Below are 18,587 nucleotides of genomic sequence, written 5' to 3'. Positions count from 1 at the left end.
AATAGCTATGAAGTTAACCTCCAAGATATAAAAGTGCAACCAAAACGTTTACTGATTCAAATAAAAAAGCCGCTTTAAAAAGCGGCTTACTTATTAAATTTAGAGCTATTAAAGCTTAAATCTCTCAACAGATTCAGCCAGCCTATGCGCAAACTCACTTAATGACTCACTGCCTTTAGCCATTTGCTTCATTGAAGATGCGTTATCACTCGCGGTATCTTTGGCCTCAAGCATGACATGGCCAATACGCTGGCAATCACCCTCTTGTTGCTCTGCTGAGTGTGTTACTTGCTCACTTAAATGAGTCACTTCATTCAAAGCATCTTCAATTTGCTGCATTACAGCAACTAATGCTTGGCTTTGCTCTACGCACACAGACGCATCTGTTTGCCCACTATGAATCGCGTCAGCAGCTTGTTTGGTATCTTGCTGCAAGGCAGAAATCATCTTATTGATTTCTTCAGTTGAGTCTTGCGTACGAGATGCCAGCGTTCTAACTTCATCAGCAACAACCGCAAAACCTCGACCTTGCTCACCCGCTCTTGCCGCTTCTATTGCTGCGTTGAGTGCTAATAAGTTTGTTTGCTCAGCAATCGACACAATGGTATCTAAAATCGACCCTATGTTGTTACTATGAGAGGTTAAGCGGGTCATCATCTCAACCGCTTCAGCCATTTTCTCGTCGAGTGATTCTATATGTGACTGGTTATCAACCACTAAGGTTGAGGCTTCCGTTTTACGTTCATTGGCTTGTAATAAACTTTGTAAGCTTTGTTTTGCATTTTGAGAGACTTGTGATGCTGAGCTTGAAACACTTTGGGCAAGATTTGCGGCATCATCCATTCTCACCATTTGTGAAGATGCATTATCAGCAACCAAGCGACTTTCAGATAGAGATTTTTCTGATACTGAATCTAATTCATGTACCTTAGTATTAATATCATCAAGTAAACTACGTAAGCTATTTTTAACCTGATTAATGTTATCAATTAGAGTGCCAAATTCGTCATCATTGCGCTTTTGCATATCGCGAGAAAAATCACCTTCAGCTAAATAATTAAGCATTTTATTCACTGCTTTCAGTGGAGAAAGCATGGCTTTACTTGTTGAAAATGCAATAAATGCGGCTAAACCCACAAAAATAACAACCAGAACGATTGCACTGGTTTGTGCTTGCGAAATGAGTTCTTGGGTTAGCTTTTGAGACGCTTCAAAAGACGTTTTAGTTTGATCTTGTATCGCATTTAATGAATTAATTACTTTTACAGCATGTTGCTCTGCTTGACGATAAGTCTTGGTTGCATCAGCTTGAGACTGGCGTTGTTTGTTGAGCTGTGAGTATAAACTGCCAGGCGCTCTCAATAATGACTCTATTTCTTTTTGGGCACTCTCAAAGCTAGTAAACACGTCATTTGCATTTACGCCTTGGGCTTGGCGTTTCAAAAAAGCGTAATTATTACTGATGTTATCCAGAATAAAAGACATATCTTCTTTGTGTGCAGCGATACTTGCTAAATTAAGATTTGGAATTTGCTTTGCGTTTGTTTCCAAAGTGAACAACATGTCATCAATGCGAACACCTGTCCCCATCATCTCTTCGAGCTGACGACCTTTTGCTCCTTCTATCAACTCGATATCTAGCATTGCCACACTTGCCTGCTCTTTACTGTCTAATAGAGTTTGCAACAAGGTGTCGATTTTATTTTGTGCGAGTAATGAGTTCGACTTTAATGCCAACATTCGATAGCCAGCTTGCTGCATTGAGCTTATCGCTTGCTCAACCTGAGACACAGAACTAATTAAAGCTTGGTTATACGACAGCTTACTTTTTAATTGGGCAGTTAAACTCTGCTGTGTTTGAGCGGCAGATTCAAAGTTTCGTTTAGCTTGCTCGACTTCATTTTCAGACTCTAAATTGTATGCTTGAGCAACCTGTTTGCTTAAGCGTAATTGTTGTAGCTGTAACTCATCAACAGCTCTTTGCCCTGGTAATGTTATGTCTGTTACTTTCCTATTTGCATCACTGATCTGTGATAACGCCATATATCCCAGTGAGCACGCCAGTAAAAGCAAAATCCCGATTGCCCCAAAGCCTGCTGTTATTTTTTGTTTTATTGTTAAATTGCTAAGCATAAAAATGGTTCCCACGGTTGAGGACCGACCACTATGTTATAAAACAAAGTAAATTCCAAGCATTTACTCTAAAACATTTAACGATTCTTTAATAAATTTAGGCAATTATGCCGAAAAATGCCAAGGTGATGAGAAATTAGACAAAATTTAATATGTACCACATCAAGCATAAAACCTTACAAGCAGACAAACATGCCTTCATACTTGCTCTCAATAGCTTGAAATGTATTTTCTAAATGAGCTAGCTTCGTTTTAGCGCCACTTTTTCAATGCCATGAGCCGGTGTGAACTGCTTGAAAACTTTAAAACCATGTTTCTTATATAATTTAATTGCCGGTTGATTGACCGCAGCAGTCTCGACGATGGCATATTCAAACGCTTTGTTTTGAAGAACAAACTCAATTAATCGGCTAGCAATACCTTGTTTAAAGTACAGAGGTGATACCGTTAAGCTGTCTATTTCTAGTGTTGTTTTTGCAATGCTCTCTACTGCTCCCTCGTTTAGGGTTATTTCAATCACACCCGCAAGCTCACCTTCAATAATAAAGCCATAAAACTCAGTTGTTGATGCTTGTATGTGTTCAACTGTGCGTGATAAAGGCGGAAAGTTTTCAACACCAATTAGATCAGCTTCGATTTTGTACGAGCTTTGAAAAACCCGATAGATTTGTAGGCTAACTTCAGAAGCAGAATTGTTTAATAGTTGGATCATTATCTTATTTATTATTGTTATAGAACAGTGCCGAGAATAACTCACTCAACAATCAGAAGGTTGTCTTTACTCAGCATTTTATGCGCAATGAAATTGTAAAGCACCAACCAGACAAACACACTCGTTAAGACCGCGTAGCCTCTAAAAGCGGGTAAAAGCCAAATCATCACCACCACAATCAGCAAATATGTAATTAGTACTGACGAAATAAGTGTCAAAGATTTAAGCTTGAGCCTCACACCACAATGATTGCACTTAAAGTAGAACGGAAATAAAGCGAGAGACATCGCAAAAGGCTCGATTTTTTCGTGGCACTTTGGGCAAATCGCATCAGACATATTGGCTCCTCTAAACTTCATACAACTCTAAAGGTAAACCATCAGGGTCTTGGAAAAAAGTAAACCGCTTTTTGGTATATTCATCCACACGAATAGCCTCTACTTCAACCCCATGGCTTTCTAATGCCTTTATTTCAGTGTCGAGGCAATCAACACAAAAGGCCAAGTGCCTTAACCCCTGAGCTTCGGGGCGGCTCACTCTTTTTGGCGCATTCACAAAAGAAAACAATTCAATTTGACTGCCATCAGGCAAAGCCAAATCTAATTTGAAAGAGTCTCGCTCTGCTCGGTAATTTTCTGCAACGACTTGTAACCCTAAAACTTGTGTGTAAAAAGCTTTAGACCTTTCATAATCAGAACAAATAATTGCTGCATGATGAATACCTTTTAAATTCAACCTCTTCTCCTAACAAAATAGAACATAATCAAAGCTTACTCATCGATAAACGTCCAAGTGTCCGCACCATCAAAATGCCTTACCTTAATATCTTGTGCAGCTGCTGGGTCAACCATACGAAAATTCACAGCGGTTTTTTCTCGACCTGCTTTTTCAGTCAAGGTGTAATGGGTAGTGCACCCACATTTTCTACAGCGATGAAAGTGTATGTATTCATCACCATGACTGTAAATTTCTGTACCACCTTGGCCGATATTGAGCGAAACGTCTTGCGGAGGGTAGTTTCCCCACAGGGCCGCTAAACGATGGCAGATAGAGCAATTACAACTGGTAAGTGACTCAGGTTTCGGCATAGTTAATTGTATATTCCCACAATGACAACTTGCATTTAGCATCTTATTTTCCTTTATTTTTACTAAGTTGTAGTAAGTCCCACTTGTTGCCGTAAAGGTCTTGAAATACCACTACTGTGCCATACACCTCTTCTCGTGGTTCTTCATGAAACACCACGCCTTTACTTCTCATAAACCCATAGTCGCGCCAAAAATCATTGGTATGAAGAAACAAAAAAACTCGACCACCCGTTTGATTACCCACTGCGTTTTTCTGTTCATCAGCATTTGCCTGCGCAAGCAGTAAATTTGTGCCATTCGAGTTTGGCGGCGACACTTGAACCCAGCGTTTTCCGTTTCCTAAGTCTGTATCTTCAACTAAGGTAAATCTAAGCTTATTCGTGTAAAACTCAATGGCATCATCGTAATTTTCAACTACTAGGGCAATGCAGCCTATACTTTGTTCTATTTTTTCTGACATCTGTGACCCATCTATTTTTGACTTACTTAAATTCAATCATGACCAATTCATTATTGGTTTTCACAAAGTTATCGCCCAGCATTTTTAATGAATATTGTGAAAAATCACTCATAAACAAATTGTTTTCATCAAAGCTGCCGACAATTTCTGCTTGCTCTAATTTGGGGTTATAGCGCCAAACATTTTGCTGTTTATCTTGCAAAAAGACCTCATTGCCTTTGACGTAATAGCGGCCCTGAAGTGTTAGAGGTGGCAATGCTGTAATTGCTTGCTCCTGACCTGAAACAACTTTTTTAAGTTGGCTGCTGTCATTTAATACCAAGGTGTTGTCGGGTAACACCTGTGCCCAATGAAAAGGCCCGTCAAATAGAGTGCTAAGGCTATTTGTTTTTAAATCTATAGCAATTAATGAAGTATTTAACTCTGTTTCAGATTGCACGTATAAGGCATTAGCTGTTGCTTGCAGCAATTGCTTTACTGGTACATTCAACTCAAGCTTTTTTGGCTTAGAGTTTTCTTCAGCAAGATTTAAAAGCCAAACATGATTTTCAATAAGATAAGCCACTCGATTTTTATCTAACCAAATGTGATCTGTAACTTTACCTGCTTGAGTCAGTTGCAAAAGCTGCTCACCTTGTTGAAGCCATATCTGAGTTGAGCCACTTCGATTGCTGAGTAAACTGAATTCATCTGAATCCGGCCGAAATTTACCCTGCATATCAGTAAATTTCGACGGCGCAATATCAACGACATCATTTAGCTGTGTTACAGAACTTAACCGAACCTGATGGTTATCTCGACCGAGTAAAGCAAACAACTGCTCTTCAATAAACGTTAACTCCGACACTTGCATGCTGCTGGCTAGGTTTGTGTTGCTTATGACCTTTCCCTGCGGGCTGTATTCTACAAGTGATTTATCTAGAGCTACCCATAGGTTGCCATTGTCTGAAAATGTCAGAGCCAAACGGCTCGAACCTAAGGTTTGGTCGAAATTTTTCGGTAAGCTAAGGGTTTCCAGCTTGCGCTCTTTTAAATCAAACACCTGTAATTGATTATTGAAATTAATAGCAAGTCGAGTTTTATCAGGCGATAAAAAAGCATTCTCAATCTGACCTGCTAACAAACTAGTTTGCTGCTGTGTTTTAAGTTCCAACGAAATCAGCTCTAACTGCCATTGTTTGTCGGTTTTAATAAATAAAAGTGTTTCATCGTATATAAAAAGCGGTGTGTGATTGAACTGGTTTTGGCAAGGCAATAAACGATTAAGCGCTTTACTCTTGATATCTACAGCCACCAATTCGGCACATTTAGCGCCATTTTGCTCAATGATTTGGCCAAAACGTAGTTGCTGTTTATCTTTAGCTAAAACCATTCGGCCATAAACATTCGCTTTATCTAACAGCACTTCTCGCTGGTTGTTTAGTGTATTGTGAAGCACTAACTGGTTGCCAGCTTGTTTATCGATAAAGATAAATTCAGTTTTTGACAGCGGCATTACTTGAGCTAATTGCTCAGTTTGTGTATCTAAGCTGATTAAATTAGCCTGAGCAATTTCAGCTTTTGTCGTCGGTTTATAAATCCAATGAATAGACGTAAATATGACGATTAAGAATGAAACAACGACCAACAAAGCAATTGGTTGATTCAAGAGACGCTGGTTTATTTGATGGGCGGCTGTGACGCTTTGCTTTGCAAGTGCCTCACCTTCAAATACCTCAATTTCAAGCTTTTCACCTTTTAGACTATCACTAACCAAAACCAAGCTATAACCGCGTTTAGGATGCGTTTTAATAATGGCCTGCTGTTTGGCAGTATCACCCAGAGACTTTCTAAGTTGTGCGATAACGCGTTGCAACGCATTAGGCGCAACAATCACATCTTGCCAAACTTGTTGCTGCAATTGCTCATAACTGACAAGCTCACCTTGGGCATCAAATAACACTTTAAGCACCGCCACCAGCCTAGGTTCGAGTCGCGTTACAGTGCCTTGTTTGCTTAATTCGCCAGATTGCCAGTTTATGGTAAAACCATGAAAATGTGCCTGGTGCATACTTAGTGAGCTCGCAAGTTCTGTAAGATATTGCACTGACTCGAATTTGCGTCATCGCAGCCTTCCAGCAAGCCCGTTAAGGTTTGCTCTAATGCTTCGAGTTCAATTTTAGCTTTTTTAACTCGCTCTAATTGCGCTGCAATTAAGTCATCAACATGATTATTATGCCCATCGCAGGCATTGCCATGATCGCACCCAAGTACTTTTTTAATCTCTTCAAGAGGAATTTGTAAATCTCTACAGCGGCGAATAAACGATAAACGTTCAACATCTTCTTGCTGATAAACGCGATACCCATTGGCGGCACGTGCGGGCTCTGGTAATAATCCAATCTCTTCGTAATAACGAATGGTTTTACTGGTCACCTGAGTTAATTTTGAAAGTTCGGCAATTTTCATGTTGACCTTCCTGTAACTGGAAGCTTTATAGTGGCCTTACACTAACGCACTTTTTATTCGTGTGAAATAGTTAAACTCATTTAAATTATTGGTTTATAGATTAGTCATGTTGAAATCGCGCATCGCATACATTTTTGTATTGGTCTTGCTGCACAGTTTATTAAACTGTGACCGCGCGCCTTTTCATGCCGATAATAGTCATGATGAACCTGTCCATGTACATGAGTTAGTTAAATCACCTCATTTCGATCAAGCCGATGACGGCTCTCAGGTCTTTCACGCTGATATTCATAACCACCACACTTGTCACAGCGGCAATAGCGTTAAAGTGCAAAGTGTGCTGGCTTATAGCGAACAAATAAGCAGTTACAACCCAGCTTATCAAAGCAAGAGTTACCCGCCTTTAGTACCGCCTCCGAGTTTACTCAATCACGCCTAGCGCACACATTTATAAATTTTGAACTGATGGCTTTTAGATTTTAGCTTCTGGCTTCTAGCTTCTAGCTTCTGGCTTCTAGCTTCTGGCTTCTAGCTTCTAGCTTCTAGCTTCTAGCTTCTAGCTTCTAGCTTCTAGCTATCATCCAGTGTGTGCTTGACTGTTAATTTTCATCCAGAATTTTAATAAATTGAGTAACGAACATGAAGAAGATCTCTATTTTGATCATGGGTTTGGCTGTTTGTATGCCACAACCTGTGTCGGCCGAGCAAACGCCGCTTAGCCTAAAAACTGTGCTACAACGCACACAAGCAAACCACCCTAGTTTGCAACTTTACAAAGAAAAAGCAGCAATTATCGAAGCGAACCGCTTACAAGCGGGTTTATCGCCTAACCCAGAATTAAGCTTCTCGCTCGAAAATGTATTCGGCAGTAACGAAGCAAAAGGTGTCAGTGGTGTAGAAGGCACTTTGCTTATCAGCCAACTGTTTGAACGCGGTGATAAAAAGCAGCGACGTATTGCGGTGCAAGATAGCAAACTGGCGCAATTTCAGACCGAATATCAACTCACGCAACTCGATGTATTTGCTGATGCCACCGCACAATATTATCAGGTGATGCGCTTACAAAGCTTACTCGCATTAAGTCAAACTCGGCAAAACACGGTATCGGACGCGCTTAATACCATTAAACAACGCGCAGCGGCGGGTGCGGTATCGAATGCCGATGTAGCTCGAATGCAGTTTGAATACGGTACGCTACAACTCGAACAGCAACAGCTTGAAAGTGAATTTACAACAGCAAAACTGCGCCTTGCTCAGTTTTGGTTAGGTGAAACTGACTTCAGTAACGTTCTAGAACTACTGCCGACAAGCAGAGACACTAACGGCAACCTGAAAACAGAACTTACTTTGCCTAATTTAGCTGACTTACATAACGCCATTGATATGGCCCCTGAAATTCAGCTTATCGCACAACAAGTGCTTGCCGAGCAAGCAGCTATGCAATTGGCTTCAGCTAATTCGGTCGCAGATCTTACTTTGGGCACTGGAGTCAGATTTGATAATGCCAGCAACAGTGCTTCACTGCTGTTTGAAGCGGCGATGCCACTGCAACTCAGCAATCCGCAACAAGGCAATATTAAAGCGGCTCGTGCGCAAATCGACTTATTAAGTGAGCAGCAGCAATTAATTCGCCAATCTCTTAAACAGCAGATAACCCAAACCTACACCCAAGCGCAAAACCAACAGAACAGGCTCTTGCAGTTGCAAAGCCAATTGCTCCCATTGGCAAAAACTTTAATCTCGCAAAGTTTAGACAGTTATCGTCTTGGGCAGATCTCAGTGTTGCAACTGTTAGATGCGCAAAAAGAGCGTTTCAATACCGAGCAAGCGATCATAGACACGCAAGTCGCACTGCTCAATTCACACCTTATGTTACAGCGCTTGATAGGCAACACCTCGCTATCAGCACTGAGTAACGCTCATTCTCAGTCACCTCTCTCTAATCAAACTGTAACTTCTTCGCCATGGAGCAACACATTATGAAATCATTAAAACTATCGACTATCGCCTTAACATTCGTTTTTTCAACTCTCGGGATGACTCATAGCGCTATGGTTTTTGCTGGCGAAGGACATGATCACGATGAGAAGCCGACTTCGGCTCAGAAACAACCGCAACATGATGAAGAAGAAAATGTGGTGGTGCTCACCGAGCAAGCCATTCTTGCCAATGGTATAAAAACCGAACGTGCGAGCAGTGGCACAATAAGCCAACACGACACCTTGTTTGGCGTGGTCGCGCCGACCATAGACAACACTTTCACCATCATGGCGCCTTATCAGGGCATTGTTGAAAGAGTATTTGTAGAAATTGGTGATCGAGTGACAAAAAACCAGCCGTTACTCAAAGTACAAAACCGCCAAACGTTACAAAGCTACATCATTAAGAGCCCTGCCGATGGTGAAGTCACTGAGCGTTTAATTGCGCAGGGGCAACTGGCGTTAGATCAAACCTTACTGACCATCATTAATCTTGAGCAAGTGTGGGTTGAGCTGTCGGCATTTCCTGAAAACATCGAAAAGCTCAAAATTGGCCAAAGCGCTGATATTTACGATTTACATCAACACTTAAACACCACGGGCAAGGTCTCGTATATCGCCCCTATGATGACAGGCGGACACATCGCTCGGGCAAGAGTGGTGATAAACAACCGTGACGGACACTGGCGACCGGGCATGCATGTGAAAGCTGATGTAAAAACGGCAGAGCTTACAAGCCAATTAAGAGTGAAACAAACCGCCATTCAAAGCTTAGAAGACGAAAACGTGGTGTTTGTTAAAACCGCAAACCGCTTTGAGGCGCGCCATGTAACACTTGGCGAAGCCAACCGCGAATGGGTGTCGGTCATTGAAGGCTTAAATGCGGGCGAAGAGTATGTCACTGAAAACAGTTACATCTTAAAAGCCGATATTCTTAAAAACGGCGCAAGCCACGCGCACTAAGGAGCAGATATGATTGATTTTATCGTTTCTTTTGCCGTAAAGCGTCGCTGGCTAGTCATGGCAGCCACTTTGCTGGTTGCCGCATTTGGTGTGTATAACATGACACGCTTATCGATAGATGCGGTCCCCGATATAACCAACGTACAGGTGCAGATCAATACTAAAGCCACCGGTTTCACCCCGTTAGAAACCGAGCAACGGATCACCTATTTAATAGAAAACGCCATGGCAGGATTACCAAACCTCGAAACAACACGCTCTCTATCGCGTTATGGCTTATCTCAAGTCACGGTTATTTTTAAAGAAGGCACCGATATTTACTGGGCAAGACAGCAAATTGGCGAGCGCCTGCAAAGTGTTCGCAGCGAATTGCCCAATAACATAGAGCCAAGTATGGGCCCTATTGCCAGTGGCTTAGGGGAAATATTTACCTATATTGTCAGAGCACAAGACAGTGCCAAAAAGCCCGATGGATCAGCTTATACCGCAGAAGATCTGCGCACTTTGCAAGACTGGGTCATTAAACCGCAACTCATGAAAGTAAAAGGGATCACTGAGATAAACAGCATTGGCGGGTTTGAAAAGCAATATCAAGTCGCCCCTGAGCCGAGCAAACTACTGGCGTATAAACTGACTATTGCCGATGTGGTTAATGCACTTGAGCAAAATAATGCCAATCGCGGCGCAGGTTATATTGAGCGAAATGGCATGCAATATTTGGTTCGTTCTCCCGGGCAATTGAAAACCCTGACGGACATTGAACAACTTGTGGTCACAAGACGAGACGATGCGCCTGTGCGTATAAAAGACATAGGCAAAGTCTCGTACGGAAAAGAGCTGCGAACTGGTGCTGCCAGCTATGGTGGTGAAGAAGCAGTTCTAGGCACAGCCATGATGTTGATGGGCGAAAACAGTCGTGTGGTTGCCAAAGCCGTAGCCGATAAACTACACGCAATTCAACCCAGTTTACCTAAAGGGGTTATCGTCGAAGCCGTTTATGACCGCACAACATTAGTTGATAAAACCATTGCCACCATAGAGAAAAACCTATTTGAGGGCGCGGTGTTGGTCATCGTTATTTTGTTTTTGTTACTTGGCAACATCACAGGTGCGCTCATCACCGCATTGGTTATTCCACTGAGTATGTTGTTTGCCATGACAGGCATGGTAAGTAATCGCGTATCGGGTAACTTAATGAGCTTAGGGGCCATAGATTTTGGTTTGATAGTCGACGGCGCAGTAATAGTCGTTGAAAATGCCCTGCGCCGTTTGGGATTAGCCCAACACCAACACGGTCGCTTGTTGACTTTACAAGAGCGCTTAGACGTTGTGTATCACAGTACCAAAGAGGTCTTTAATCCCGCCGCATTTGGCATGCTGATCATCATGTTGGTGTATTTCCCCTTATTTGCTCTTGAAGGCGTCGAAGGCAAAATGTTCCAGCCAATGGCGTTTACCGTGATTGCTGCGTTAATTGGCGCGCTGATCTTCTCAATCACCTTTGTACCAGCTGCCATAGCCATTTTCGTTAAAGGTAAAATTGAAGAAAAAGAAAATCGAGTCATGCGCTCCGCAAAAGCCATTTACCAGCCATTACTCGCTTTCTCTTTAAAACACTCTGTTGCGCTAGTCGCCGTGGCATTCACTTTTGTAGGAATTGTCGCTTGGCAAGCACAAAAACTTGGGGCTGAATTTTTACCTAAACTCGACGAAGGCGATATTGCCATGCATGCGCTGCGGATCACTGGCACTGGGTTAGAGCAATCGGTTGAGATGCAGATAACGCTTGAAAGCACCATTAAAACCCTGCCTGAAGTTGCGCATGTGTTCTCAAAAATTGGCACACCTAATGTCGCCACCGATCCTATGCCGCCGAATGTGGCAGACACTTTTATGATCTTAAAGCCTAAATCTGAATGGCCGAATCCTGATGAAAGTAAAGCCGATGTACTTGCTCGACTCAGAGCTAAAGTCTCAGACATGCCGGGTAATAACTATGAGTTTACTCAGCCCATTGAAATGCGCTTCAACGAATTAATCGCCGGTGTGCGCGCCGATGTGGCACTGCGTATTTATGGCGATGACTTAAGTGTACTTAAACAATATGGTGAAAAGGCCACGGCACTATTGAAAAACGTCAAAGGTGCCACCGATGTACGCTTAGAGCAAATGGCTGGCTTACCAACTTTATCGGTTGAACCACAACGTGATCATTTGGCGTTACTCGGCTTAACGGTCAGTGATATTCAAGACACCCTCGCCGCTGCTGTCGGCGGTGTTGAAACAGGCCTAATTTATGAGGGCGACAAACGCTTTAAACTCTTAGTCAGGCTTGATAAACAATGGGCGCAAGATTTAGAGGCCTTAAAATCACTGCCTGTGGCTTTACCTGCAAGTCAAAACCCAGATCTGGCGTTTGTGCCTTTGGGCGAAGTGGCCAATATCGAGTTAACCACAGGGCCGAATCAAATTAACCGTGAAAGCGGCAAACGCAATGTGATTGTCACCGCCAACGTTGATGACCGAGATTTAGTCAGCTTTATCAGTGAAACAAAAACGCTTATGAATGGCGAACTAAATCTTCCTGCAGGTTATTGGCTTGATTATGGGGGGACTTTTGAGCAACTCGAATCAGCCAGTCAGCGACTCAGCATTGTAGTACCTGTGACTTTATTATTGATTTTAGGGCTGCTTTATAGCGCGTTTAATTCAATCAGAGATGCATTGGTCATTTTCAGTGGCGTACCATTGGCGTTAACGGGTGGGGTATTGGCTTTAGTGCTCAGAGACATGCCTTTTTCAATTTCTGCCGCAGTGGGCTTTATCGCCCTCTCTGGTGTCGCAGTGCTAAATGGCGTGGTCATGCTGTCATTTATCAAGCAGCTGAGGGAGCAAGGTTTAAACCTATACCAAGCCATCGAGCAAGGGGCGCTTCAAAGGCTTCGTCCAGTCATGATGACCGCCCTAGTCGCCAGTCTCGGTTTTCTCCCCATGGCGCTAAATGTCGGCACAGGTGCAGAAGTGCAAAGGCCACTGGCTACAGTCGTCGTCGGCGGCATAATTACCTCAACACTCCTGACTTTGGTCGTATTGCCTGCTTTATATAGTTTGATTTATAAAAAACATCGCTAACGCGTTTTTGATGACATTAAAGCAGCTTGTATTGAACAAGCTGCTTTTTTATTCTGAGTAGGTGCTGCTGGCTTGGGTTTACTCCACGCAATATAAAAACAAGCGCGATGTAAAATCAGCGCCTACACAATAAAACAGTGCAAGTTCGTAGGCTTGGGTTTACCCCACGCCATATAGCAACAAGCGCGATGTAAAATCAGCGCCTACACAGTAAAACAGTGCAGCTCCGTAGGCTTGGGTTTACCCCACGCCAAATAGCAACAAGCGCGATTTAAAACCGGCGCCTACAAAATAACAACGTGAAAATCTGTAGGCTTGGGTTTACCCCACGCCAAAAAAATATATCTGGCTGATTTTTAAAGTCACTTTCGATAAAATAGCGAACTTAACAAATGTTCAATTCCGGACTAAACTCGCACTAAAATAAGGCAAAATCTCATTTCTCACAGAATTCACTTTAACTCAACGCTATTAATCACCTACTCAATTGGCGCGTTTGCTTGCTTTTTATTACACGCTTGTTTTGCGTTTCCTGTGGTTTTAGCTGCAAGTATTCCTGCATTTGTGGCAAGCTTTATTCCGAGCAATGAGAAACTTGCGCACCACCCCCATGCAACCTTATATTCAGGCTGCTTCACAGGTATGTGTTCTGTCGAATTAATAGAAAGCTTTTGGGCGTTATCGCTTATTTGCTTAATAGGCACCTTGCTTTATGTCTCAAGTATTCGTCTGTTCAGTGGCTTTGGCGGACGACTTGGCGGAATTGCGTTTACCTCGGTCGCTATTTTTGTATTTACTAGACAGGTATTGATGTAATGCTAAATTCGATTGCGATTGATTTGTTATTTATCTCGTTATTGGGCGCCATTTCAACCTACCTGTTAGCAAAACGAAACCGCTTTGATGCCATACGCGCGTCGAGCTGCTTATCTATTTTAGCCTATGGTATTTTCTACTTGGTTGGTTTGAATACTGAACTTTATAGCTTGGTATTTTTTGGCAGTACTTTTGTGGGCATGAGTGCCCCTATTCGCTTTGGTCTTGAAAGCATCTGTTTATCTGCAGTTTTATTTGCACTGTTTTTTGAGTATCTCATCCCTCACTTAACAGGATTTGGTGGCGCACTTGGGATCAGTGCATTCTTGTCAGTGTGTATTTCCCATATCGCTTTTCTACTGCTCGCCAAGATAAAAAGGTTTGCACCCTAACCTTTCTCAAAGAGCACAAAATAACAATAAAAATCATCACCTTAAAATAAAAACCTGCAAGAAAAACTAACCTAAATCCCGATCTACTCTCATCTCTAAAATCAATTTACTTTTATATCTAATTATTTATTAAGGATATAAATTAAAGTAATAAGCACATAAGAAACCTCTTCGAAAAAACTTTAAACCCAATAAAAACATGAGCTTAAAAATAAAAGCACACAATATTAGAACTCTTAATTACCCCCTGTAACAAAAAGATCAAAAAACAACCTTGATAATTCGAGCTCTAATTATTAGACTAGTAATCGAATAAACAAAACAAAGAGGAAATCATGAATACTTCTAAAAGCCTTACAGAGCTTGTCTGTTTCTATACCATTCTTTCTGTTGGTTATGTTTTCGCTATCTGCTCTGAAATCGTAAACTATAACCCTAAGTGGTCACACTCGAACCGCTAATTATAGTATGGCCAGTTCGCTGGCCTCCAAATCCCCCACCATTTAGAAACTTACTTCCATCTTAATTCTTACCTATTCTATTATTAGTTGTTATAGTCAAAGCCTTTACATTATCTAGGTTTACTTCATTGCAAGCTGCATTTACCAATTTAGAACAAACACTTAAACAATACGCGCCATTATCAGATCAAGCTTTAAAACGCTACTTTAATGCCTGCCACTTTACACATGTCGCTAAAGGCACAACCTTATATGCCATTGGTGAAATACCAAGTAGTTTTGCCTTTATTCATAAAGGGTTGATGCGCGCTTATTTAATAGATGAAGAAGGTAATGAGTTTAATAAAAACTTCTTTGCTGAAGGACGTTTTCCGGGCTCAATGAGTGCCTTACTAAAAAATGAAACCAGCTTTTTAGCCATAGAAGCACTTGAAGACTGTGACATCATAACCATAGATTTTAAACAGTTTCGCCGTGAGTTGTTTGCTGATAATGAACTTATGGCATTTCATATCAACTATTTAGAGCAACACTGGCTGTTAGAGAAAGAGCCTAAAGAAATTGGATACTTACAACACGAAGCAAAACAACGATATTTGATGTTTTTAGACAAATACGAGGCAATTTTGTCGAGACTCCCTCAGTATCACATTGCCAGTTATCTTGGGATCACACCTACCCAACTCAGTCGTATTAGAAAAGATCTAAATAATTAATTGCTTTTCTCAACATATGTAAAGGCGTTCAAAGTTCAGCTTTCATAAACTAACCGCATCAACCACATGCAGGAATGAAAGCAATGAACTATTTAGACGCACTAAACTGGCGCTACGCTGTAAAAGAATTTTCAAACCAGACTTTATCGCAAGCACAAATTGATGGCCTAGTTGAGAGCGTCAGACTCAGTGCCAGCGCTTATGGTTTGCAACCTTACAAGCTTTTAATTGTTGAAAGTGCTGCGCTTAAGAATGCTTGCTTACCTTTCAGTTATGGGCAAAACAAAGTAGCTGAGTGCTCACAATTATTGGTATTGGCAAATTACACCGAGATCACCGCTGACACTATCAACAGTTATATTAGTGAGCTTGCAGCATCTCAAGGCAAAGAAGTTGAAAGCTTATCGGCATATAAAAACATCATTTCACAAGATATTTTGAGTAGAACGTCAGCAGAGCAAAGCATTTGGGCGCAGCAGCAGTGCTACATCGCACTGGGCAAGCTCCTCAGTTATGCAGCAATGCATCAAATTGATGCAGGTCCTATGACAGGATTTGATATTCAAGGTATCAACCAAGTGCTTGGGCTCGATAAACAAGGGCTCAATGCCGCTATTCTTTGCCCTGTTGGTATTCGTAGTAAAAATGACAGCACTGCAACTCGACCTAAATTTCGAAAAACAACCGAGCAGTTGGTGGTAACCTTATGAACTCGCTAGGTATGCTGGCAATTCTTGCTGGCGGCTGTATTGCTATCCAGGCAGCCATGAATGCAAGGCTCGGGGTACACTTAAACAGTGCGCTTCTAGCCACAGGTTTTGCATTTTTAGCAAGCTTTGCGCTTATCACCAGCTTTATTGTGCTCAGCCAATTTAAGACGCTGCAAATCACTTTTAGTAACATACAACTAGCAAGTGTGCCTTGGTATTTATGGTTTTCTTGCGCTTTGAGTGTGATTGGTGTTGGTGCTATGTATTGGCTCATTCCAAAAATGGGCGCGGGTATGATGATGAGTTATGCCCTCACTGGCCAGCTTGTTATCGCCATGCTGATCAGCCATTTTGGACTATTTGAGAGCCCACAAAAACTCATAACCAGTAGTAAGCTATTAGGCAGCGCGCTGCTCATCGTCGGTATTATTTTAATTAACAGGGACTAAGATCATGACTTCAGAACTTGCAAAGAATTTACAGAATTTAGACGCCTTTTGGTCTGCGATGGCGCACAGCCCTGAGCTAAAAAGTGAGCAACAAAATGAGCAAAAAAGCGAGCAAGAACTAAAAATACATACCAATTGGCCACATAAAGCTTGGCAAGCAGACTTCGGTTTAGATTATCCAGAAAAAGCGCATCCATTACCCGCAGACAAATCTAGAGTGACCATTACAAAACCAGCAGAGCATAGTTCAGAGCAAGTAAAAATGTCATTGCAGGCCATGGTTTTGCCTTTGCACGGAGCGCAATTTAATGGGTCAAACCAAGTTGAAGTGCTCACTCGTTCAGATGATTTAGCATCTTGGGCTCAAGCTTGTTCAAACGCATTTGGTTATAGCATCGCGCCAGAAGCTCTGTTACCTTTGCTCTCAAACCCAAATGCTACTTTATTTTCTTATAAGGTTGACGGGACCATAGCTGGCACAGCCATCGCATTTCAAAGCGATGATGTGATGGGCGTGCATCAAGTAGGTGTCGATCCCAATTTTAGAGGCCAAGGCATCGCAAAAACACTCATGCATCACCTGGTTGATTTTGCCAAACGCCAAAATACGCGTTTAATGACGCTACAAGCTTCAAAAGCAGGGCTTCCGCTTTACCAACAAATGGGATTCAGCTTACTCGCTGAGGTCTATCACCTAAAGCCAAGCTAAATAATCTAACCCACACTCAAACTCTTATTGCCGGTTTGGCTCGTAGGCTTCGTATTGGGGTAAATCTTCATTTAGACTATCCCAACAGGCTTTTGATGTAACAAAGTTATGAGAGATTGGTCGTTCTGAAATGTCAGAATCAAGAATACCAAGGCGCAGGCGAATGCGAGATTTATCGGCATCATTTGAGCTGTAAACTGGCGAGCCACAAGTTTTACAAAAGTGACGTTTACGACCGGTTTTCATCTCAAAAAAATTTAAATTATCAGCGCCTTTGACTATTTTGAATTCGTCGCTGTTCACAAAACCATTGGTTGCAAACGCAGTACCGCTAGATTTACGACATAAAGAACAATGACAGTGAATAATAGCACTGATTTGACCAACCTCGACATTGATAGCGCCACACAGGCAACTTCCTTGGTACATCATATTGACTCATTACAATTATTGTGTGACTAGTGTAATCACCTAAGAGTCATTAATGAAGTAGCTCAGCAAATAATTTATGGGCATGCTCTAGAGCAGCTTTGCCATCATCAAGGGCCTTTATCGAGTCAAGATGGGCCCTTGCCCAATCAGCCAAAGCTGGAATTTTCTTCACTTCTTGCACTACTGTTTTTTTTGTCACGCCCTTCATGTGATACACCATTTCACTACATAAATCAGCGAGTTGAATAACACGAATTAAATGCGTCACTTCGTGATTATTTATCACACTTTGTGGTAGTTCGTAATAATGATGATGGGCTACAACGGTTGTAATTTTGGTTGGCACACTCCAATGCCGGCAAATTTGTTCTGACAAACTGGCATGCGGCTCTTTAAATAACCCCCTTTCGACCTCTAGATGCTGAGAAGGCGTAGACCACACATAGTCGTCAATATGATTGAACTGTTGCTGGTTTTCTTGGAATCTTAAAAATAACCCAAGATCATGAAACAACCCCGCTAAGTACGCCTCTTCGGGTTTTATATGACATTCGTGTAAATGACTGGCTATGTGCTTTGATAGACAAGCGACTTCGAGAGAATGTTGCCACAAACGTTTTTCAGGCTCGGTCACTGGCACAAACACTTTAGTGACCGAAATAGATGCTAACAGATTATGAATTTGGTCGATACCAATACGAATAACCGCATCATGAATATTTTGCACCGGTTGATGCGTGCCAAATAGTGCACTATTGCTCAATTTTATTGTGCGTAATGCAAAAGTTGGGTCTGACTCGGCCAAATGGATCACTTTATTAAAGTAATCAGGGTCATTCACCGAAAGAGACAGTAAATGAGAGATCACACTCGGTAACATAGGGAGTGTATCTATTTGTTTTGACAGAGTTGCTGCCATATATTTTCCTCAAAACAAAGCCCATACTAAAAGTATAGGCTTTGAATTGCAGAAGTAACAAAATGCTT

At 41.9% G+C, this 18,587-nt stretch carries 21 protein-coding genes; 11 read left to right on the top strand and 10 right to left on the bottom strand.

Going from position 1 to position 18,587, the window contains the following annotated elements:
• Nucleotides 1-108 precede the first annotated feature (108 nt).
• The 8 genes from ACH784_RS18510 to ACH784_RS18475 form a co-directional block, all read right to left on the bottom strand.
• Nucleotides 109-2,133, bottom strand: a complete 2,025-nt coding sequence (locus ACH784_RS18510) for a methyl-accepting chemotaxis protein (RefSeq protein ID WP_404396380.1) — start codon at nt 2,131-2,133, stop codon at nt 109-111.
• A gap of 241 nt (nt 2,134-2,374) precedes the next feature.
• Nucleotides 2,375-2,845: a GNAT family N-acetyltransferase gene (locus ACH784_RS18505; RefSeq protein WP_404396378.1), complete on the bottom strand. Its 471-nt coding sequence runs from the start codon at nt 2,843-2,845 to the stop codon at nt 2,375-2,377.
• Between the two features lie 41 nt (nt 2,846-2,886).
• Nucleotides 2,887-3,183 (bottom strand): hypothetical protein, encoded by a 297-nt coding sequence (locus tag ACH784_RS18500; RefSeq protein WP_404396375.1) that lies wholly within the window; start codon nt 3,181-3,183, stop codon nt 2,887-2,889.
• 10 nt (nt 3,184-3,193) lie between these two features.
• Entirely contained in the window at nt 3,194-3,580 is a 387-nt protein-coding gene (locus ACH784_RS18495; RefSeq protein WP_404396372.1) for a VOC family protein, read from the bottom strand.
• Nucleotides 3,581-3,615: 35 nt separating this feature from the next.
• Nucleotides 3,616-3,975, bottom strand: a complete 360-nt coding sequence (locus tag ACH784_RS18490) for a GFA family protein (protein WP_404396370.1) — start codon at nt 3,973-3,975, stop codon at nt 3,616-3,618.
• A gap of 1 nt (nt 3,976) precedes the next feature.
• A complete protein-coding gene (locus ACH784_RS18485; RefSeq protein ID WP_404396367.1) occupies nt 3,977-4,393 on the bottom strand; it encodes a VOC family protein in 417 nt (138 codons plus the stop codon).
• Nucleotides 4,394-4,415: 22 nt separating this feature from the next.
• Nucleotides 4,416-6,443, bottom strand: coding sequence for a winged helix-turn-helix domain-containing protein (locus tag ACH784_RS18480; RefSeq protein ID WP_404396365.1), 2,028 nt, complete (start codon nt 6,441-6,443; stop codon nt 4,416-4,418).
• A 2-nt stretch (nt 6,444-6,445) separates the two neighbouring features.
• Entirely contained in the window at nt 6,446-6,841 is a 396-nt protein-coding gene (locus ACH784_RS18475; protein ID WP_404396362.1) for a MerR family transcriptional regulator, read from the bottom strand.
• A 106-nt stretch (nt 6,842-6,947) separates the two neighbouring features.
• Here ACH784_RS18475 and ACH784_RS18470 point away from each other — a divergent pair, with 106 nt between their 5' ends.
• The 11 genes from ACH784_RS18470 to ACH784_RS18420 all read left to right on the top strand — a co-directional run bounded on the left by ACH784_RS18470 (nt 6,948) and on the right by ACH784_RS18420 (nt 17,168).
• Entirely contained in the window at nt 6,948-7,280 is a 333-nt protein-coding gene (locus ACH784_RS18470; protein WP_404396360.1) for a hypothetical protein, read from the top strand.
• 200 nt (nt 7,281-7,480) lie between these two features.
• On the top strand, nt 7,481-8,824 hold the full coding sequence (locus ACH784_RS18465) for a TolC family protein (protein WP_404396358.1): 1,344 nt from the start codon (nt 7,481-7,483) through the stop codon (nt 8,822-8,824).
• Nucleotides 8,821-9,783, top strand: coding sequence for an efflux RND transporter periplasmic adaptor subunit (locus ACH784_RS18460; protein ID WP_404396355.1), 963 nt, complete (start codon nt 8,821-8,823; stop codon nt 9,781-9,783). Before ACH784_RS18465 ends, ACH784_RS18460 begins: the two co-directional genes overlap by 4 nt.
• A 9-nt stretch (nt 9,784-9,792) precedes the next feature.
• A complete protein-coding gene (locus ACH784_RS18455; RefSeq protein ID WP_404396352.1) occupies nt 9,793-12,915 on the top strand; it encodes an efflux RND transporter permease subunit in 3,123 nt (1,040 codons plus the stop codon).
• A 534-nt stretch (nt 12,916-13,449) separates the two neighbouring features.
• A complete protein-coding gene (locus ACH784_RS18450) occupies nt 13,450-13,731 on the top strand; it encodes a hypothetical protein (RefSeq protein WP_404396349.1) in 282 nt (93 codons plus the stop codon).
• A gap of 11 nt (nt 13,732-13,742) precedes the next feature.
• Nucleotides 13,743-14,123: a hypothetical protein gene (locus tag ACH784_RS18445; protein ID WP_404396979.1), complete on the top strand. Its 381-nt coding sequence runs from the start codon at nt 13,743-13,745 to the stop codon at nt 14,121-14,123.
• Between the two features lie 335 nt (nt 14,124-14,458).
• Entirely contained in the window at nt 14,459-14,584 is a 126-nt protein-coding gene (locus ACH784_RS18440) for a hypothetical protein (RefSeq protein ID WP_257720524.1), read from the top strand.
• 128 nt (nt 14,585-14,712) lie between these two features.
• Nucleotides 14,713-15,300, top strand: a complete 588-nt coding sequence (locus tag ACH784_RS18435) for a Crp/Fnr family transcriptional regulator (protein ID WP_404396346.1) — start codon at nt 14,713-14,715, stop codon at nt 15,298-15,300.
• Between the two features lie 83 nt (nt 15,301-15,383).
• Nucleotides 15,384-16,010 (top strand): nitroreductase family protein, encoded by a 627-nt coding sequence (locus ACH784_RS18430; protein ID WP_404396344.1) that lies wholly within the window; start codon nt 15,384-15,386, stop codon nt 16,008-16,010.
• Nucleotides 16,007-16,459, top strand: a complete 453-nt coding sequence (locus tag ACH784_RS18425) for a DMT family transporter (protein WP_404396341.1) — start codon at nt 16,007-16,009, stop codon at nt 16,457-16,459. The genes ACH784_RS18430 and ACH784_RS18425 overlap by 4 nt, the downstream gene beginning before the upstream one ends.
• 4 nt (nt 16,460-16,463) lie before the next feature.
• Complete coding sequence (locus ACH784_RS18420; RefSeq protein WP_404396339.1) at nt 16,464-17,168, top strand: GNAT family N-acetyltransferase; 705 nt, start codon at nt 16,464-16,466, stop codon at nt 17,166-17,168.
• A 24-nt stretch (nt 17,169-17,192) separates the two neighbouring features.
• On the opposite strand, the gene ACH784_RS18415 is transcribed toward ACH784_RS18420, so the two are convergent.
• Nucleotides 17,193-17,597 (bottom strand): GFA family protein, encoded by a 405-nt coding sequence (locus ACH784_RS18415; protein WP_404396976.1) that lies wholly within the window; start codon nt 17,595-17,597, stop codon nt 17,193-17,195.
• 52 nt (nt 17,598-17,649) lie between these two features.
• Nucleotides 17,650-18,519 carry an HDOD domain-containing protein gene (locus ACH784_RS18410; RefSeq protein ID WP_404396336.1) on the bottom strand — a complete coding sequence of 290 codons (870 nt, stop codon included), beginning with the start codon at nt 18,517-18,519 and terminating at the stop codon, nt 17,650-17,652.
• Nucleotides 18,520-18,587: the final 68 nt, after the last annotated feature.

The sequence above is a fragment of the Pseudoalteromonas phenolica genome, assembly GCF_044788725.1.
Lineage (GTDB): Bacteria > Pseudomonadota > Gammaproteobacteria > Enterobacterales > Alteromonadaceae > Pseudoalteromonas > Pseudoalteromonas phenolica_C.
Note: the sequence above shows the minus strand (reverse complement) of the source record. Positions and strands in the feature narration are given on the sequence as shown.

What these genes read in the sequence shown, in the direction of transcription:
- ACH784_RS18510 (WP_404396380.1), bottom strand. Translation starts at nt 2,133, where the DNA reads ATGCTTAGCAATTTAACAATAAAACAAAAAATAACAGCAGGCTTTGGG.
- ACH784_RS18505 (WP_404396378.1), bottom strand. Translation starts at nt 2,845, where the DNA reads ATGATCCAACTATTAAACAATTCTGCTTCTGAAGTTAGCCTACAAATC.
- ACH784_RS18500 (WP_404396375.1), bottom strand. Translation starts at nt 3,183, where the DNA reads ATGTCTGATGCGATTTGCCCAAAGTGCCACGAAAAAATCGAGCCTTTT.
- ACH784_RS18490 (WP_404396370.1), bottom strand. Translation starts at nt 3,975, where the DNA reads ATGCTAAATGCAAGTTGTCATTGTGGGAATATACAATTAACTATGCCG.
- ACH784_RS18485 (WP_404396367.1), bottom strand. Translation starts at nt 4,393, where the DNA reads ATGTCAGAAAAAATAGAACAAAGTATAGGCTGCATTGCCCTAGTAGTT.
- ACH784_RS18480 (WP_404396365.1), bottom strand. Translation starts at nt 6,443, where the DNA reads ATGCACCAGGCACATTTTCATGGTTTTACCATAAACTGGCAATCTGGC.
- ACH784_RS18475 (WP_404396362.1), bottom strand. Translation starts at nt 6,841, where the DNA reads ATGAAAATTGCCGAACTTTCAAAATTAACTCAGGTGACCAGTAAAACC.
- ACH784_RS18470 (WP_404396360.1), top strand. Translation starts at nt 6,948, where the DNA reads ATGTTGAAATCGCGCATCGCATACATTTTTGTATTGGTCTTGCTGCAC.
- ACH784_RS18465 (WP_404396358.1), top strand. Translation starts at nt 7,481, where the DNA reads ATGAAGAAGATCTCTATTTTGATCATGGGTTTGGCTGTTTGTATGCCA.
- ACH784_RS18460 (WP_404396355.1), top strand. Translation starts at nt 8,821, where the DNA reads ATGAAATCATTAAAACTATCGACTATCGCCTTAACATTCGTTTTTTCA.
- ACH784_RS18455 (WP_404396352.1), top strand. Translation starts at nt 9,793, where the DNA reads ATGATTGATTTTATCGTTTCTTTTGCCGTAAAGCGTCGCTGGCTAGTC.
- ACH784_RS18440 (WP_257720524.1), top strand. Translation starts at nt 14,459, where the DNA reads ATGAATACTTCTAAAAGCCTTACAGAGCTTGTCTGTTTCTATACCATT.
- ACH784_RS18430 (WP_404396344.1), top strand. Translation starts at nt 15,384, where the DNA reads ATGAACTATTTAGACGCACTAAACTGGCGCTACGCTGTAAAAGAATTT.
- ACH784_RS18425 (WP_404396341.1), top strand. Translation starts at nt 16,007, where the DNA reads ATGAACTCGCTAGGTATGCTGGCAATTCTTGCTGGCGGCTGTATTGCT.
- ACH784_RS18420 (WP_404396339.1), top strand. Translation starts at nt 16,464, where the DNA reads ATGACTTCAGAACTTGCAAAGAATTTACAGAATTTAGACGCCTTTTGG.
- ACH784_RS18415 (WP_404396976.1), bottom strand. Translation starts at nt 17,597, where the DNA reads ATGTACCAAGGAAGTTGCCTGTGTGGCGCTATCAATGTCGAGGTTGGT.
- ACH784_RS18410 (WP_404396336.1), bottom strand. Translation starts at nt 18,519, where the DNA reads ATGGCAGCAACTCTGTCAAAACAAATAGATACACTCCCTATGTTACCG.